12 protein-coding genes, 1 tRNA gene and 1 pseudogene are annotated in these 16968 nt (G+C 39.5%); 7 read left to right on the top strand and 7 right to left on the bottom strand.

The features are described from left to right. Positions 1–121: 121 nt before the first annotated feature. Entirely contained in the window at positions 122–1312 is a 1191-nt protein-coding gene (prpF, locus tag LZZ98_RS03440; RefSeq protein ID WP_237786658.1) for a 2-methylaconitate cis-trans isomerase PrpF, read from the bottom strand. 324 nt (positions 1313–1636) lie between these two features. Between prpF and LZZ98_RS03435 the strand changes: the two genes are divergently transcribed. Together LZZ98_RS03435 and LZZ98_RS03430 are read left to right on the top strand one after the other, a co-directional pair. Then, the gene (locus tag LZZ98_RS03435; RefSeq protein ID WP_237786657.1) at positions 1637–2992 is read left to right on the top strand and encodes an amino acid permease; all 1356 of its coding nucleotides are present in this window, start codon (positions 1637–1639) and stop codon (positions 2990–2992) included. 90 nt (positions 2993–3082) lie between these two features. Beyond that, positions 3083–3158 (top strand) — tRNA-Arg (locus LZZ98_RS03430). A gap of 158 nt (positions 3159–3316) precedes the next feature. Here the strand turns inward: LZZ98_RS03430 and LZZ98_RS03425 are convergent. Continuing rightward, positions 3317–4385 (bottom strand): annotated as a pseudogene (locus LZZ98_RS03425) (ArsO family NAD(P)H-dependent flavin-containing monooxygenase). 708 nt (positions 4386–5093) lie between these two features. On the opposite strand from LZZ98_RS03425, the gene LZZ98_RS03420 reads away from it, so the two are divergent. Next, the gene (locus LZZ98_RS03420; protein WP_237786656.1) at positions 5094–5573 is read left to right on the top strand and encodes a Csu type fimbrial protein; all 480 of its coding nucleotides are present in this window, start codon (positions 5094–5096) and stop codon (positions 5571–5573) included. Here the strand turns inward: LZZ98_RS03420 and LZZ98_RS03415 are convergent, their stop codons facing one another. The 4 genes from LZZ98_RS03415 to LZZ98_RS03400 are packed head-to-tail and all read right to left on the bottom strand — an operon-like array spanning position 5574 to position 10206. After that, a complete protein-coding gene (locus tag LZZ98_RS03415) occupies positions 5574–6566 on the bottom strand; it encodes a Csu type fimbrial protein (RefSeq protein ID WP_237786655.1) in 993 nt (330 codons plus the stop codon). Next, the gene (locus tag LZZ98_RS03410) at positions 6557–8926 is read right to left on the bottom strand and encodes a fimbria/pilus outer membrane usher protein (RefSeq protein WP_237786654.1); all 2370 of its coding nucleotides are present in this window, start codon (positions 8924–8926) and stop codon (positions 6557–6559) included. Before LZZ98_RS03410 ends, LZZ98_RS03415 begins: the two co-directional genes overlap by 10 nt. A 14-nt stretch (positions 8927–8940) precedes the next feature. Then, positions 8941–9705, bottom strand: coding sequence for a fimbrial biogenesis chaperone (locus tag LZZ98_RS03405; protein WP_237786653.1), 765 nt, complete (start codon positions 9703–9705; stop codon positions 8941–8943). A 30-nt stretch (positions 9706–9735) separates the two neighbouring features. Beyond that, complete coding sequence (locus LZZ98_RS03400; protein ID WP_237786652.1) at positions 9736–10206, bottom strand: Csu type fimbrial protein; 471 nt, start codon at positions 10204–10206, stop codon at positions 9736–9738. A 776-nt stretch (positions 10207–10982) separates the two neighbouring features. Between LZZ98_RS03400 and LZZ98_RS03395 the strand changes: the two genes are divergently transcribed. Together LZZ98_RS03395 and LZZ98_RS03390 are read left to right on the top strand one after the other, a co-directional pair. Next, on the top strand, positions 10983–12281 hold the full coding sequence (locus LZZ98_RS03395; RefSeq protein ID WP_237786651.1) for an OmpP1/FadL family transporter: 1299 nt from the start codon (positions 10983–10985) through the stop codon (positions 12279–12281). A gap of 340 nt (positions 12282–12621) precedes the next feature. After that, positions 12622–13764 (top strand): OmpP1/FadL family transporter, encoded by a 1143-nt coding sequence (locus LZZ98_RS03390; protein ID WP_237786650.1) that lies wholly within the window; start codon positions 12622–12624, stop codon positions 13762–13764. Positions 13765–13836: 72 nt separating this feature from the next. On the opposite strand, the gene thrH is transcribed toward LZZ98_RS03390, so the two are convergent. Beyond that, positions 13837–14454 carry a bifunctional phosphoserine phosphatase/homoserine phosphotransferase ThrH gene (thrH, locus tag LZZ98_RS03385; RefSeq protein ID WP_086174763.1) on the bottom strand — a complete coding sequence of 206 codons (618 nt, stop codon included), beginning with the start codon at positions 14452–14454 and terminating at the stop codon, positions 13837–13839. A gap of 199 nt (positions 14455–14653) precedes the next feature. Between thrH and LZZ98_RS03380 the strand changes: the two genes are divergently transcribed. Continuing rightward, the gene (locus tag LZZ98_RS03380) at positions 14654–15385 is read left to right on the top strand and encodes a phosphoadenylyl-sulfate reductase (protein WP_086174764.1); all 732 of its coding nucleotides are present in this window, start codon (positions 14654–14656) and stop codon (positions 15383–15385) included. A 164-nt stretch (positions 15386–15549) separates the two neighbouring features. After that, a complete protein-coding gene (locus tag LZZ98_RS03375; RefSeq protein WP_237786649.1) occupies positions 15550–16935 on the top strand; it encodes a WS/DGAT/MGAT family O-acyltransferase in 1386 nt (461 codons plus the stop codon). Positions 16936–16968: the final 33 nt, after the last annotated feature.

The raw sequence follows: 16968 nt of genomic DNA, 5'->3' as shown, positions 1-16968 counted from the left end.
CGATTCCTCATCTGCATGAGAATTAGATAGTCATGATCGTTTAAGCTTTGGCTAAGCGAACTTACCAATCAATGACAAGCAGCATGATACTGCTTTCTCGCAAGATTCTCTATCTGCTTTGTTATTTCAGGCTATCTTCTGGAATTCGAACCCAGCCTTCCATCAGTACCCGTGCACTGCGGCTCATCACCGCCTTTTTGACCACCCATTGACCATTTTCCTGAACTGCTTGCGCACCAACACGTAAAGTTCCTGAAGGATGGCCAAAACGTACCGCTTCACGCGCGCCGCCGCCAGCTGCCAGATTCACCAAAGTTCCAGGAATTGCCGCGGCTGTACCAATGGCAACAGCAGCCGTGCCCATCATGGCATGGTGCAGTTTACCCATCGACAATGCCCGTACCAGTAAATCAATATCATCGGTTTGAATATCTTTACCACTTGAAGATGTGTAGGCCTTAGGTTTCGATACAAAGGCAATTTTCGGGGTATGCTGGCGCTTTTCCGCTTCGGCAATGTCCTGAATCAAGCCCATCTGTTTGGCGCCATAAGCGCGGATGGTTTCAAAACGTGCCAGTGCATGAGCATCTCCATTGATGGCATCCTGTAATTCAGTGCCCTCATAGCCAATCTCTTCAGCATTTAAAAAGATGGTTGGAATACCGGCATTAATGAAAGTGGCTTGAAAAGTGCCAATATTCGGAACGTCGAAAGTATCGATCACATTGCCTGTCGGGAACATTGCACCGCCCTCTTCACCATCATCTGCCGGGTCGAGAAATTCAATTTGAACTTCTGCTGCCGGAAAAGTGACCCCATCCAGTTCAAAGTCACCAGTTTCCTGCACTTGACCGTTGCTGACAGGTACATGGGCAATAATGGTTTTTTGAATATTGGCTTGCCAGATACGTACCGTACATATGCCATTTTCAGGAATACGTTCTGCGCTGACCAGACCATTGGAAATGGCAAAGGAACCGACCGCTGCAGTTAAGTTTCCGCAGTTTCCACTCCAGTCAACAAAGGGCTGATCAATGGCCACCTGCCCGAATAAATAATCCACATCATGATCAGGTTGGGCACTTTTGGCCAAAATCACGGTTTTGCTGGTACTTGAACTTGCTCCACCCATACCATCAATTTGCTTGCCGTAGGGATCTGGACTCCCAATCACACGCAGCAATAACTGATCACGTACTTTTCCAGCCTGCTGTGCAGCTTCCGGCAAGTCATCCAGTTTAAAGAACACCCCTTTACTGGTACCACCACGCATATAGGTTGCCGCAATTTTAATCTGGGGAGCAAAACTCATTTCTCTTTAGTCCTTTCATTTATCATTGTTGTACATCATCAGCAAAATGCTAAAAAGCATCATAGCGATTTTTTTATAAAATATATGCTTCTCTGGACTTAAGTATAAAAAACAAACTTTAAACTTTTTTTTATAATTCCCATTATTTTATTTTATGTAATAAAAAATAAAATTAATTGCTTGATTCAAAATCAAAATATATAGAATATTTTTTTTGTGATTATTTTTTAACAACCTCACTCCTAGCCCTGTACTAGGCTAATACATTTCAATCTATTACAATCTATTACAATCCTTTCCTTACACATTGTCGGGCTGAATACTTTGAATAAAGAGTCTTCTCAACTTCAGCGTGGCTTAAAGAACCGTCATATCCAACTGATCGCCATGGGCGGTGCAATTGGGACGGGCTTATTCTTAGGGTCCGCACAGGTCATCCAATCTGCTGGTCCTTCCATCATTTTGGGTTATGCCATTGGCGGTTTAATCGCCTTTTTAATCATGCGCCAACTGGGTGAAATGATTGTACATGAGCCTGTAGCAGGATCATTCAGTCACTTTGCCAATAGATATTGGGGTAAATTCCCAGGCTTCCTGGCGGGCTGGAATTACTGGATTTTGTACATTCTAGTGGCCATGACTGAACTGACTGCCGTGGCTAAATACATCAACTATTGGTGGCCACATATTCCGGCATGGGCTTCGGTACTGTTCTTCTTCATCGTGATTACCCTGGTCAATCTCGGCAATGTGAAATTTTATGGCGAATCTGAATTCTGGCTTTCGATTATTAAAGTGACCGCTGTTATTTCCATGATTGTTTTTGGTTTGTATTTATTACTGACCGCAGATGCAGGATCAACTTCTTCATTTAGCAATCTTTGGTCACATGGCGGTTTCTTCCCGAATGGCTTTGAAGGCCTATTTTACATGCTTGCCTTCCTCATGTTTGCCTTTGGTGGGATTGAACTGATTGGTATGGCTGCCGCAGAAGCCAAAGACCCGGAAAAAACAATTCCTAAAGCCATTAACCAGGTGGTGTTCCGTATTCTGATTTTCTATATCGGTTCACTCACGATTCTTTTATCTTTAGTGCCTTGGAACCAGCTGGAACTTGGCGGTCTGGATAAAAGTCCATTTGTGATGATTTTCAGTCAACTCGGGATTGGCTGGGCAGCGCATTTACTTAACTTCATTATCTTGACTGCTGCACTGTCTGTTTATAACAGCGGTATGTATGCCAATAGCCGTATGTTGTATGGTTTGGCACAACAAGGCAATGCACCGAAAGTATTCCTTGGTGTGAATAAACAAGGTGTACCTATTGCTGCTGTTTTATTCTCTGCACTGTTAATTTTCGGTTGTGTACTACTTAACTACTTTGTTCCAGAAGATGCTTTAGGCCACTTGATGTATGTAGTGGTAGGTGCATTAGTACTCAACTGGGCCATGATTAGCCTGACTCACTTGAAGTTTAGAAAAGCAGTTAAACAAGCCTCAATTCAAACCAAGTTCCCTGCACTTTGGGCACCCATCAGTAATTATTTAGTCCTGATCTTTATTGCAACCGTGCTTTATATTATGTGGACCCAAGGTTTTAAAGAATCCGTACTGATGATTCCAATTTGGGTGGTGGTGATGTTTGGCTTATTTAAAATATTGAATAAGAGTAAATCTTAAGCAAATACGCTCAAGTAAAATCTTTAAAAAGTTATTGTTTCGACAATAACTTTTTTTTTATATCTATTTGCGCTAAATTAGCTGCGTTTTGTGCCCTTAGCTTAACTGGATAGAGCAGTTGCCTCCTAAGTGACCGACGCGGGTTCGACTCCCGCAGGGCGCACCACCTTTATGAGGTAAAGTTACATTTCTAAACTATTTAATTTAAAATCAATAAATTAAAAATATATACAAGCGCAATTAGCCTATAGTTTCCTCTTACCATTTAGATGTTTTTTTACAATAAAAGGTCTCATCACAAAAATCTCTTAACTTCACTTATGGTCAAATCCCAGACAAATAATTTTCAATTTCATCGACTGCGGCTCTGGCTGTTCTTGATACCCCAATTATGGTGGCTGAAGCCATCCCGGTCCATTCTCCATACCCGACTAACCACAAGTGAGGTATCTTGACCGATCTTCCATCCTTAATGCTTACCAAGTTATCTGGCTCTATCACCCCCAGACTTCTTAGATGACCTAATGAAGCTTTAAATCCGGTACACCAGATTACGGCATCGACTTGCTCTTTTGAGCCATCCGGCCAAACGACTGCATCTGCTGTAAATGATTTAAAAGGAGCCTGACTATGGAGAACACCTCGCTCCCTTGCTTCCTTAACACTATCAATCATCACAATATTACCCAAGCCGCCCACAGGCTGATCGATTGCTCTTCCCTCTTGCTGTGCTTTTAAACGCTCCGTAGCTCTCAGAAACAGTACACGCCCATCTACATCATCAGATAAAAACTGGGGTGGGGTTTGGGTTACCCAAATCGTTTGAGCAACTTGAGAAACCTCAGCCAGTATTTGTGCACCAGAGTTTCCCCCTCCAACAACGATGACTTTTTTTATTTTTAAATGATTCGGCATTTATATAGTGTGCTGAATGAAGCTGGATACCTTGAAAGTTTTCGCGCCCCTCATAATCAGGAATAAAAGGCTGGCTCCATGTTCCTGTGGCACTCACCACAGCCTTGGCTCTCCAAAACTTTTCTTTAGCATACACATCAAGATAGCCCGCATGAGATTCAACCCGATCGACCTGAACTGGCCGAACCACGGGAAACTGATATCTGTGTTCATAAGCCGATAAATACTGGATAGCCTCATTCCTGGTCAGATAGGTCTGCTCAATGGTTGGCATCATCCAGCCTGACAATGAGCTCCAGGTATTGGGAGAAAAAAGGCGCAATGACTCCCAGGTATGCTGCTAGGCTCCGCCCGCTTGATTTTGATCATCTAAAATAATAAATGGTATTTTCTTTCGCTTTAAAAAATAAGCCGTAGATAAAGCTGCCTGTCCGCCACCAATAATGATTACCTCAGTTTCAGTCTGTTGATAATTCAAAGCTTTTTCCCCTGTTCTTGTTTCAGATATTTTTCTGAATTCTGCGTAGCCATACAACCTGAACCTGCTGAACTAATCGCTGTATGGTAAACCTTATATCAATATTACCTACAGCAAAGACACCACCTACAACAGTTACAGTGAAGCCATTCGCTGCACACTATCTCTATGAACCTAGATAAAACCATCATGCAGGTTCAACTATTTTTTAAACAAAATTTGGGCAAATCATATGCCAGTTATCAGTTCGGTCATTGTGGTCAATTGCCCGCCAATTGCACTATAGCCACTGTATGCCGCGACAATTTAAAAAATCGATAGTGAAATTTACAGTCAGTTGATATGTTATTAAGGGCTGGCCTAAAATCTGATTGTTGAGTTGCTCAACCATTCAAATAAAATGGTCAGCATAACAACGCCTGCCTAATACTATATGGGCATCAAACTTGTGCAAATTGAGATATTTTATGGGTGAATTTTAGAACAATTTAATTTAAAAATTTATAGAATATTCATGTAACTTATATTAGAATTCATTTACAATTGTATTTTTATTGATCTATCTAACCATATTATTGCTTAGCATTCACGATTACTGGTTTTACTGGTGCTCAATATAAGCAGTTATTGGTCAAGCAATGATTCATGAAAGACATCTAATAACGTACTCACGTATAGAGTATTAATTATACTAAAAAAGGGAAGGTTATGAAAAAATCAAATTATTCGTTATTCGCCATAATCATCTTATCCACTCTTGCCCATACTCAAAGCTCGAATAACAGCTCTACCACCTTCAAAGTACAAATGACTGTCACTGAACGATGTGATATCGAAACGGGTCAAGCTCAAAATGTCGACTTTGGTACAATTCAAAGGTCTTCAGGCGCACTCACCTCGTCCGGGTCATTAAATGTCGTCTGTACTGAAGGTACCCCTTATGCCATTACCTTGCATAGCGACAAAGCTTTAAAAAATACCCAGGATAACTCGATTCAAATTCCTTACCAGTTATATCAGGATGCAGCTTATAAAGTGGTATGGGGAGAAAGTTCTCAGGAAAGTTTCACCCAATCAGGCACCGGAACTGACCAGCCATTTAAAGTGTGGGCAAAAATTGAAGATGGCAAAACCAATGTACCCGCTGGCACCTATAGCGACACTGTGGTAGCGACAGTAACTTATTAATCAATACGTCAAGGTCACAGTAATGGTATCTTGATAATCACCTGCACTTTGCACGTTTTGTTTAGGTACTTTGCCATAAACCGCAATAGTTTGAATTTGGTTGGTACCACTCGATTGAACCATACTATTTGAATCTGCTCCCCAAGCACGACTCAAGCTAGGATCAGAATATAATTCATAATTTATATAATCTTGACCATTCCACATACGTCGCTGACCGTTGCCTAGAGCATATTTACCTTGATTTAAACTGACCTTCCACGCAGTTCTATTGGGACATTGCAATGAAATCTGGGCAGATGATGTTTTATCGGTATTTAAATTATCAAAACTGCCAAAAACTAAATCTGTCGCATTATGCAGCACACAACTATTTTCATAGTAGGCCGTTACCAAACCACTACTTGAGGCAATTTTTCCTGAAGTGAGTACCTCATTTAGAGCAGGATAAAGACTCCCCCCCTTATACGATGCATACAACAGCTCCAAACTTAATGTTGAAGAAGTATATTGACCCATTGCGGGTTGTTGACCCGAATAAACCAATCCGTAAACCGGAATTTGAATGGCTAATTGTTGGTTTCCAGTCACCGTAAAGTTTGAGCATTGCAAACTACCCGTTTCATTTTTTGATTTTATTAATTGGGTACGTGCTGCATCGTAAAACAGGTCATATCTTAAACTGTCTGACAGTAAGGGAATACCGCGATATAAATACCGTGAGTTATTAGCATAGGCCCAGCTATCTGCGCTTAAACATAGGGTGTAATTGGTTTTACCATTATTGGGTGGGTTACAAGTGACAGTGACATTGGTACTGGCAAAATTTGCTGCTGTGCTGACCTCCCCAAAATCTAGAGATAAAGAAGAAATGTTGCATTCAGCAGCATTTGAATTTGAATATAGACCTGCAATACAAAGTCCAAAAGCAATTTTAAGAACAGATGCTGACCAAAAGAAATTGCCTGGATTTGTCTGTTTTTTTATTGGCATAGCAACTCTCCTAAATCAATTAAACCACTTTTTTGACTTAAATCTGGCAATTCAACATGACATACACTATTTTTTTGCTGTATGTATAATTTCGAAACTGTTGGACTTTCCAAATATACAATACCTTCATGCGCCACAATAGTCAGAGGTTGCTGGGTCTCGGAATTCATGTCATCCGATGCCCAAACGTTACTGCCCGCCTCAATAAACTGACCTTGCTTATCCTTTAAAGTCATCTGTACGGTTTTAACCCGATAAATCGGAAATTCAACATAAACGCCACTTCCATATCGGGGCACAGCATTCAGTTTGGTTGTTTCAATATGATAATCTACCGGGAGTTCCAAAGGATCTATTGATATCCGGTTATGCTGGTAGGGATTGAGTGCATCTACTACTAAAATTCCTTTTTTATTTGTTTTACCTACATAACGATTTTCTAATTTCACCGGCACATCTGGAACCGCTGATGTTGAAATCAGTGCAAATGAATCGTAAGTTCGGCGCATTGGAAGCAAACTATTTTTCATCATCAGTACACTTCCATTAACAGTACCGGTGATGAAGGTTGAAGAGGATTGACCGGAATTAAAGTCCTGAATTCCCATACTCCATTCACCATAATTGTGGAGTTTTCCGATTTGTGCCTGTAAATTTCGGAGATCTTGACCTGCATCTGCTTGAACTTGCCATCCCCACCCGCCTGTATCTCTGGGAATAGACTGGTTTGCATTGAATGACCATTTTTCTTGATTCTGTTCTTGCTGCAAGGACAGATTTGCGGTTCGACGTTTTTCCAGTGGAATATTAAGACTTAAAAAATATCGCGTATCTTGCTGATTCAAATCATGATTGGCACTTAAATTCAGGAAAATATTATGTGCAAAGGAATAAGACCAGTTAAAAGTTAAATATTGACCGGGTACAGAGGATGGATATTCCTGATGAACATAACTGGCACCAAACTGGCCTAAAGCATTGTTAAATCCTAAAAAAACCTGATCAGAACGTTCAGGGAAAGTGGCCCCATGAATACGCGCAATGTCATAAAATTCCCCCGACTGACGCAAGGTATTATAAAAGAAATTCAAATATCGGGATGACCAGTTATAACCCAACTGATAGATATAGCCTTCTGTATTTTGGTATTGGCTATATGAATATGCTGCATTGAGCATACCGGCACGATTCCCCAATTTCTGAATCACGCCCCCTCCAAGCAGAGTAAGTTCAGGTGCAAACTCCATATGACTTTCAATGGTTAAATCATGAGTTAAACCATAACGATAGGTTCCATTTGCGACCAAATCCCGATCGTATTGAAATGAGCGCTGTCCATAATCTAAACGGGTATAACCAAGATTCAGGGACCAGTCATCGAGACCTTGTTGTAGCAACTCATTCGTACCATACAAGGAAAAGCTGATCACACGTTGTTGACCATTTATATCGGTTAAAATTAATTGCGCCTCTCCTGTTCCACTGAGTACAGGCAAGGTTTCAATTTCAAATTGTCCCGGAACAACCTGCTGGGTGGTTTGTTTTAAACCATTAATAAATAGATCGACAGTAGATGGTAAAGCCACCTGACCTTTAAACGACTCTAAGGGCGTAGTAATTCGATAAGGCTGTAATGAGAAATTTTTAGCCAAGCTTAATCCGCTGATACGAGTTGATCGAGACCAGTTCAATTGTCGAGATTGATCATCTCCGATTTTTAAACTGAACATGTCTTCAGGAAAATCCTTTTGCCAAAAAACATCTAATACTTGGCTATTAAAGTTCGACTCTTTACCGGAACGATTATAATTATAGTTGACCGATAAACTAAAAATGCCTTCCTCCCCCAGTCCAAAGACACGATACTCATTTGCCCCACTTAAAGTGAAAGCATCAGCCGAATATTGTCCATAAAAATCATAATTTAATAGCGTACCTGGCTTATCCTGATTGGGATCTATTTTTGCCGGCTCTATAGCAGTATAGGCTTGATAGCGAGATATGCTGTTTAATGCCTCCACATCTACATTTAAGTAGATTCTCTGGTTGAGACTGTCATATTCATAATTTAGAGAAGGAATGTCTTCCAAAAGAACATAAGGCGTTGAAGTACTATCAGTCCGGTTAGGCAGACGAATCTTGAGCTGTTCCAAGGTTTCTCGGGAAATCAGCAACTGATTATTTTCTTGCAGAAACTGTCCTAAAATATCTTGCTGAGATTGATTCAGAATGATATCGAGAATTAATTCTTGCTTTATAAAATTAGGAGATGAGGAGACAGAAGCCGTTTCTGCCTGAACTTTATGAATACTGCAAAATATAATGAGGACTATGCCCCACCAGCTTATGGGCTTTTTCATTGCATCATATATATTTATTTTTGGACAGGTAAGGTTTGTTCTTTAAAATCGGAATTAATAACCGCCTGAAACTTGCCCGATGAATCCGAAGGGATCGCTGCGGGTAAAATCCATGACATGGTTTGTCCAACTAAAACATAGCCTACTAATCCTGGAAATAGCGGTGATTTTTTCCCATTTCCCGATACATAACTAAGCTGACTCAAGCGAATATATGAATTAGATAAATTAGTAGCAGTCAATTGCCCCTTGGCATATTTAAACTGTACTCGATCAATTGAAGTTATTCCCTGATTAATCATTGGTTTCTGATTTGTCTTATAAAACACAGGAATTGAATACTGAAGCAGTATATTTAATCCCGTTTTATTGTTATTCGACTTATTATCAGGCAACTCATCTACAATGAGGCGAAAAGCCTGTTCCTGATTGATAGGAGTAGCTGTAGGTTTAATCAGACGTACGAGTTGTCTTTGTCCTGGCTTAACTTCAGTAATCAAGGGACTGGCTATTAGATTTTTTGTGGCCGCTAAATTATCCTGGCTATTTTGTTGGGTCCATTGCTGCACTCGAACTTGAGCACGAATATTGGTACTTCCAGTATTGGTGAGCCAAAGTTCTTTAGCCTTATCAGCGGAAGAAAACTCAATCAGGATAGGTGCAACCTGAAGGCTTGCAGCTTGCACCTGAGATAAAGGCAGAAATGCTAAAATAGCCAAAATACCAGAAATATGTATGCTTTTTTTATTCCAGGTATTGAGCAGCTCAGTTTTCAGCATCCCGACTTTCCCTCTTATTTAACTTCTAAATTAATAGCTAATTCTGGCTGTCACTGTATCTATGTAATTACCAGCTTTGACGTTTGTATTGCCTTTAAGTTGTGCATAAACGGTTAAATTCTCGACTGAACCAGTACCGGTTTTTGCCACGGCCTGATCAACAGTTTTACCCCAAATTACCTGATTAGCAGAGTCCTGAAATAAATCATAAGCCACGACTGAGCTAGCATCATTCGTATTCGCCATTTCACGATTACTATCTAATACGATCTTATAAGGTGTGCCCATAGTGCACGTCGCTGCTAAGGTACCATTTGCAGTTTTAGTAGCTTGTGTTGAACGATCGAATGTTCCAAAATCAATACCAGATGCGGTACCAAATTCACATGATTCATTAATTGTTAGTTTCACTTCAAAAGTGGTGGTCTTTTCAGCAGCATAGACAGAACCAGCGCTTAAAATTGATGAAGCAAGAAGAGAAACATACAGAAAATTTTTCATGATAATTACCTTAGTATTAAGATTTACTTCACTCAAGAATCAATTAAAAGTATTCATAAGTAAGCTAAGCCGTGAAATATACGCTTGTTTTATAGCCTAGTACATAACTTTTTTAAATAAAATTAGGCACTTCACAGCAAATAAAGGCAATAAAACTACTCGGATTTCAAGTAAATCGGTATTTGTAGGCCAATTCAATAAAGTGACTTACATCGCAAATAATATGAATTACGTGATATTTAATATGAATCCAACTTATAAATAATTAATATTTTAAGTGAGGAAAAACTATTAATAATACTGCTAAATAATATTGAACATTATTATCAATTAAGAATTTCTATACAATGAGACCTTTAATAGAGTACTCACGATTATTCTGTTTTAGTTCGATATGCAAAAGTTGAGATTAAGGATACTTAAGGTCACAAATATAAAAATGTGACTAAAATCACATAATAAAATTTTAATTTTCATATTGTTTTGGATGTTTTTTAAACAAAAAAACTTTTTCATCTTATTATTTTATTACAATAAAAATCAATTACTTATATTCATAAATTTATATTTATTAGTATAAAAACTCTATTTAGCTGCTTTTTTAGACTGAATAGTTTTTTATAGAGCATTTACTCTTTTTTTTATTGTGCTATTTTTGTCACATGGAGTAACAAATGATAGTCGGTCAAAAAACCACTGTTACCAAAAATGAATACTGAGCCATAAATAACATAAAGCCGCAGTAAAAAAATTTGTACCTCAAGGAAAGACAAAGAATGAAATTAAAAACTCTTAGTACAGCAATAATTCTTGCAACCGTACCAATGACAGGCGTATTCGCAGCTGCTTTGGACCGTTCAGGTCAATCTATTTCAGCATTTCTACAACCTGGTAACTATTTCGAAGCGGGTATTTCTGTTTTAGATCCGAATGTTTCAGGTAAAGTAAATAATGGATATACTCCAAACCCTGCAGCTCCAGCAAGTGTGATTGGGCTTCAAAATACAAACTTATCAGATATGGGAGATGATTATTATTTTCCAAGCGCAGCATTAAAATTACAGATTGCGGATAATTTATCTTTTGGCTTAATTTACGATCAGCCTTTCGGAGCTGATGCGACTTATTCAGCCACAGATGCAAGTTCACCTGCTGTACTACCAGGTGCATTAGCAGCATTTCAAGGTCAAGGTTTATTCCATAATGGCTCTGAATCAACCAAAGTTGAAGTAAAAACACAAAACATATCAATGCTATTTGGTTTCCAACCAAATAAAAATTTAAATTTTTATGCAGGTCCAGTTTACCAAACAGTTGAAGGTGACGTGCAATTACGTGGTCTAGCATATGGTGGTAACGCTACATTTGGTTCTTATAATGCCAAGATGAAAGAAGATGGTTCAGTCGGCTGGTTAGCTGGTTTTGCTTATCAAATTCCCGATATTGCTCTAAAAGCATCTTTAACTTACCGTTCTGAAATTGACCATGATGCAAAAACCACTGAAACCTTTAATACAGGTTTATTTGCAGGCCTTAACCTACAACCAAATTCAAGTACTTCAATCACGACACCACAATCTGTTAACTTAGATTTCCAAACCGGCATCATGGCAGATACAGTAGCATTTGCTAATGTACGCTGGGTTGAATGGTCTAACTTCTCCATTCGCCCACCTAAATTTGGTACAGCTAGTGTACAAGCACCGGTTGTAGCTTCAACTGGAAAACCAAATGGCTTTGATTTAGTTGCATATTCCGATGATCAAATTTCTGCAACTGTTGGTGTTGGTCGTAAAGTAAATGATCAATGGGCAGGTAACGTATCAGTAGGTTATGACACTGGTGCAGGTAATCCAGTATCTACTCTTGGTCCTACTGAAGGTTACTGGAATGTAGGTTTAGGTTTACAATTCAGCCCAGCACCAAACTACTTCATCGCAGGTGGTGTGAAATACTTCTGGTTAGGTGATGCTAATGCTCAATCAGGTGCTCAATTCAATACGCCAGCGACTGTAGCTAAATTTGAAGACAATCACGCGCTTGCTTATGGTCTTAAAATTGGTTACCGCTTCTAATATTATTTAACTAAAAGATAAAAAGACCATTGTTCGCAATGGTCTTTTATACATCCTTTGAATCAAAATTGACTATCCATTCAAACTTATCCATGACTAAGTGTTTCTAATTTAAACAATCAGTTGTACTTTCCCCAATACATAAAATTAAATTAATTACTCTAATTTTTCACTTAAAAATCATTAATATACAAAAGTATTATTAGTACCTTTACTCTATTCAAGTCTATTATTTGAATTGTACAGTTCATTATCTACCCAGAGCTGAGCATTTACTCTTTTTTTATTTATGTTACTTTTCCTTAACTTTTAGTTACAAAATGGCATCACGGAAAGAACTATGAAGCTCAACACCTTATCTATGGCTATCTTTATTAGCACTCTTCCACTTACTTCAGTAATTGCGGGTGGTTTAGACCGTTCAGGCCAATCAATTTCTGCTTTTTTACAGCCAGGAAATTATGCTGAAGCAGGTTTTACAGTTATTGATCCAACTGTAGAAGGTAAAGACATTGTTGGAAATCAAGTCAGCGATATGGGTGATGACTATTATTTCCCTACTGCAGCTGTGAAAATTCAAGCAACAGATCAAATTTCATTAGGTCTATTATATGATCAACCTTATGGTGCTGATGCGACATATGCTGTGGAAAACAGTATATTTGCGGATAAAACAGTAAATCAAGGTACGCGTGTAGAAGTTAAAACCAATAATGTAACAGCATTAATAGGCTATCAACCGAATAAAAACTGGAATTTATACGCAGGCCCTGTCTATCAAACCGTTGAAGGTAAAGTTTCTTTACGTGGTGCAGCTTATGGTGGCCCAGCGGCTTTAGGCGGCTATGACATTAACTTTAAAGAAGCGGAAGCCTATGGTTGGCTTGCGGGTGCAGCTTACTCCATTCCTGAAATCGCATTAAAAGCTGCAGTAACATATCGTTCCGAAATCAAACATGAATTAAATACAACCGAAAGCTTTGCTTTTGGCAAACTAAGTGGCTTGCAAAGTGAAACAGAAGTGGTCACACCGCAATCTGTAAATTTGGATTTGCAGTCAGGTATTGCTAAAAATACTTTAGCATTTGCAAATATTCGCTGGGTGCAATGGGATCAATTTGCGGTAGCGCCTAAAAATTTACATGCAAAATCTGGTGGCAAGAATTTAATTGATTACTCGGATGACCAATGGTCTATTACTACGGGTATTTCTCGAAAAATCAATGACAAATGGGCTGGCACAGCTTCTGTAGGCTGGGATTCTGGCGCAGGCAACCCTGTAACCACTTTAGGTCCTGTTGAAGGAAACTGGAATGTGGGTCTAGGTGCTCAGTATAGTCCAGCAGAAAGCTACTTTATCGCAGCTGGCGTAAAATATCTTTGGTTAGGTGATGCGAAAGCACAAACTGGCGGCAATGTGGTCGGTGATTTTGAAGACAACACAGCACTTGCCTATGGTATGAAAATCGGTTACCGCTTCTAATTGCGTTAAACATTAGGACTAAACAAGAAAGGGCGCCATTGGTGCCCTTTCTTATTTCAAAGATTTAGGATCTTAAGCTGGAATATCACGTACAGAAGCATTACGAATCGCCTCTTTCAATGCTTCATAACCGTGAATAGCTGGAAATTGCGGGAACTCAGCAATCACATTTTCAGGAGCATCAAACAGGAAGCCATGATCTGCTTCGCCCAACATGGTGGTGTCATTATATGAATCACCTGCAGCAATCACACGAAAGTTTAAACCGTGCAATGCTTTAACTGCCTGACGTTTTTGATCTGGCTGGCGCAGTTTATACGCAGAGATCATGCCATTTTCATCCGTTTCTAACTTGTGACAGAAAATGGTTGGCCAGTCCAATTGCTTCATTAACGGATGAGCAAATTCATAGAAAGTATCTGAAAGAATAATCAATTGGAAATGCGTACTCACCCATTTCACAAATTCTTTAGCACCCGGGAAAGGTCCCATATCTGCAATCACATCCTGAATATCATTCAAGCCTAAACCGTGCTCTTTTAAAATATTCAGGCGCTGCGTCATCAACACATCGTAGTCTGGAATGTCACGTGTAGTGGCTTCCAATGCTTTAATTCCAGTTTTTTTGGCAAAGTTAATCCAAATTTCTGGAACTAACACACCCTCAAGATCAAGACATACGATTTCCATGGGTTCTCCCAATGTGAGTGAAAAAATTTTGCGCTATCATAGCTTAAAAACTGATATTTCAGGTGCTGTTTTTCAAATCTATTTTATTCATAAGTATTTATTTTTTAGTGCTAAGCAGATTATTTCAATTCTATTAAAATCGTTGTGAAATAAATTAATATAGGTTTTTAAGTATCCAAGCCTATAGCCAGGAACTGTCATGACTACCATCCCTACCATTGACCTTGTTGATGCACTTGCATCTGAATATGCCGATAAATCTCCCAGTGAGATTCTGGAACTTGCATTAAGCCAGCAAGGTGAAATTGCCATTTCATTTTCAGGTGCTGAAGATGTCGTTTTGATTGATATGGCCTCCCATCTGGGTAAGCCCTTCCGTGTCTTTAGTTTAGATACCGGCCGCTTACATGCAGAAACTTACCAATTTATCGATACGGTACGAAAACACTATAATATTGAAATCGAAATTTGCTTCCCTGAAACAGAAACGATGCAAAAACTGGTCACTGAAAAAGGTTTCTTTAGCTTCTATCAAGATGGGCATAAAGAATGTTGCGGAATTCGTAAAGTTCAGCCCTTACGTAAAAAACTGGCTACGCTGGATGGTTGGATTACCGGTCAGCGTAAAGATCAAAGTCCGGGTACTCGGAATGAAATTCCTGTAGTTCAGGCGGATGCCGGTTTTTCAGGTCCAGGAAAACAACTCATTAAATATAACCCCTTGGCTAACTGGTCAAGTGCCGACGTGTGGAACTATATCCGCATGATGGAAATTCCATATAATCCTTTGCATGAACGTGGTTTTATTTCGATTGGCTGTGAACCTTGCACCCGCCCTGTATTGCCAAATCAGCATGAACGTGAAGGTCGCTGGTGGTGGGAAGAAGCTACCCATAAAGAATGCGGATTGCACGCAGGAAATTTAAAATAATTTTAAAAAAAACCACTGTTATTCAGTGGTTTTTTTAACTTATCATTACACAGAAAGCAGTTCTTTTCTTTTTGAAAAAAGATATACTAAAAAACGGTTTTTATAATTCTAACAAGCCTGTTCATATAAGAACAGCCAAAAATTGCAGTGAGGCATTCCGCGCTATGCGTCCATTACACCCAATTGATTTTATTTTTTTGTCGCTAGAAAAACGGCAACAACCGATGCATGTCGGTGGACTGTTTCTATTTCAAATTCCTGACAATGCACCTGACACATTCATTCAAGATCTCGTTGCTGATATTCGTAAATCCAAGTGTCTTCCTGTTGCACCTTTTAATAATAAACTCAATGGCCTATTTTGGGACGAAGATCAGGAATTTGATTTAGACCATCATTTCCGTCACATCGCGCTTCCGCATCCAGGTCGAATCCGTGAATTACTCACTTATATTTCACAAGAGCATAGCGCACTGCTTGATCGTGCTAAACCACTGTGGACCTGTAATATTATTGAAGGTATTGAAGGCAACCGCTTTGCCATGTACTTTAAAATTCACCATGCGATGGTTGATGGTATTGCCGGCATGCGTTTAGTCGAAAAATCACTATCCTATGATCCAGAAGCCAAGAGTATTGTTCCTCTCTGGTGTGTCGAAGGTCCTCGTGCTAAACGATTAAAAGAACCAAAAGCAAGCCGTATAAAGAAAATCATGGGAGCAGTAAAATCACAATTTGAAGCTACCCCTAAAGTTATGTATGAACTATCGCAAACCATCTGCAAAGATATGAGGCGCAATCCGGACTATGTTTCCAGCTTCCAGGCACCCAGCAGTATTTTAAATCAGCGAGTCAGTTCATCACGCCGTTTTGCCGCACAATCCTTTGAATTGGGCCGTTTAAGTAAAATCGCAAAAGCACTCGGTGTCACCATCAATGATGTAGTCTTGGCCATCTGTTCTGGCGCACTGCGTGAATATTTGCTCAGTCATGACGCATTGCCGAAAAAACCGCTGATTGCTATGGTTCCTGCTTCAATTCGTGATGATGATTCTGAAGTTTCAAATCGTATTACCATGATTTTGGCTAATCTGGGTACGCATAAAGATACGCCTTTAGAACGCCTGCAAATTATTCGCCGTAGTGTATTAAATGCCAAGCAGCGGTTCAAACGCATGAATTCAAATCAGATTTTAAACTATAGCGCGCTGGTTTACGGCGCAGCGGGTTTAAATATTGTCTCGGGAATGATGCCAAAACGCCAAGCGTTCAATATTGTGATTTCTAACGTGCCGGGGCCACGCGAACCGCTATACTGGAATGGTGCGAAACTGGATGCTCTCTACCCGGCTTCAATTGTGCTGGATGGACAGGCACTGAATATTACCATGACCAGCTATTTAGACAAACTGGAAGTGGGGTTAACCGGTTGTCGCAATGCCTTACCGAAGATGCAAAACTTGCTCATACATCTGGAAGATGAAATTCAGTGCTTTGAAGAGATTGTGGGGCAAGATACTCCGCCAAAAAAGTTAAAAGCGGTGAGTTAACCGCAGCTTCAAAAGAGTGAAGAGTAAATTAAT

Origin of the sequence: Acinetobacter sp. SM34, assembly GCF_022012365.1 — a bacterium.
GTDB lineage: Bacteria > Pseudomonadota > Gammaproteobacteria > Pseudomonadales > Moraxellaceae > Acinetobacter.
This window is presented reverse-complemented; position numbering and strand designations above follow the sequence as displayed.

Coding starts and splice junctions, on each gene's coding strand:
- prpF (WP_237786658.1), bottom strand. CDS start 1,312: ATGAGTTTTGCTCCCCAGATTAAAATTGCGGCAACCTATATGCGTGGT.
- LZZ98_RS03420 (WP_237786656.1), top strand. CDS start 5,094: ATGAAAAAATCAAATTATTCGTTATTCGCCATAATCATCTTATCCACT.
- LZZ98_RS03415 (WP_237786655.1), bottom strand. CDS start 6,566: ATGCCAATAAAAAAACAGACAAATCCAGGCAATTTCTTTTGGTCAGCA.
- LZZ98_RS03410 (WP_237786654.1), bottom strand. CDS start 8,926: ATGAAAAAGCCCATAAGCTGGTGGGGCATAGTCCTCATTATATTTTGC.
- LZZ98_RS03405 (WP_237786653.1), bottom strand. CDS start 9,705: ATGCTGAAAACTGAGCTGCTCAATACCTGGAATAAAAAAAGCATACAT.
- LZZ98_RS03400 (WP_237786652.1), bottom strand. CDS start 10,206: ATGAAAAATTTTCTGTATGTTTCTCTTCTTGCTTCATCAATTTTAAGC.
- LZZ98_RS03395 (WP_237786651.1), top strand. CDS start 10,983: ATGAAATTAAAAACTCTTAGTACAGCAATAATTCTTGCAACCGTACCA.
- LZZ98_RS03390 (WP_237786650.1), top strand. CDS start 12,622: ATGAAGCTCAACACCTTATCTATGGCTATCTTTATTAGCACTCTTCCA.
- thrH (WP_086174763.1), bottom strand. CDS start 14,454: ATGGAAATCGTATGTCTTGATCTTGAGGGTGTGTTAGTTCCAGAAATT.
- LZZ98_RS03380 (WP_086174764.1), top strand. CDS start 14,654: ATGACTACCATCCCTACCATTGACCTTGTTGATGCACTTGCATCTGAA.
- LZZ98_RS03375 (WP_237786649.1), top strand. CDS start 15,550: ATGCGTCCATTACACCCAATTGATTTTATTTTTTTGTCGCTAGAAAAA.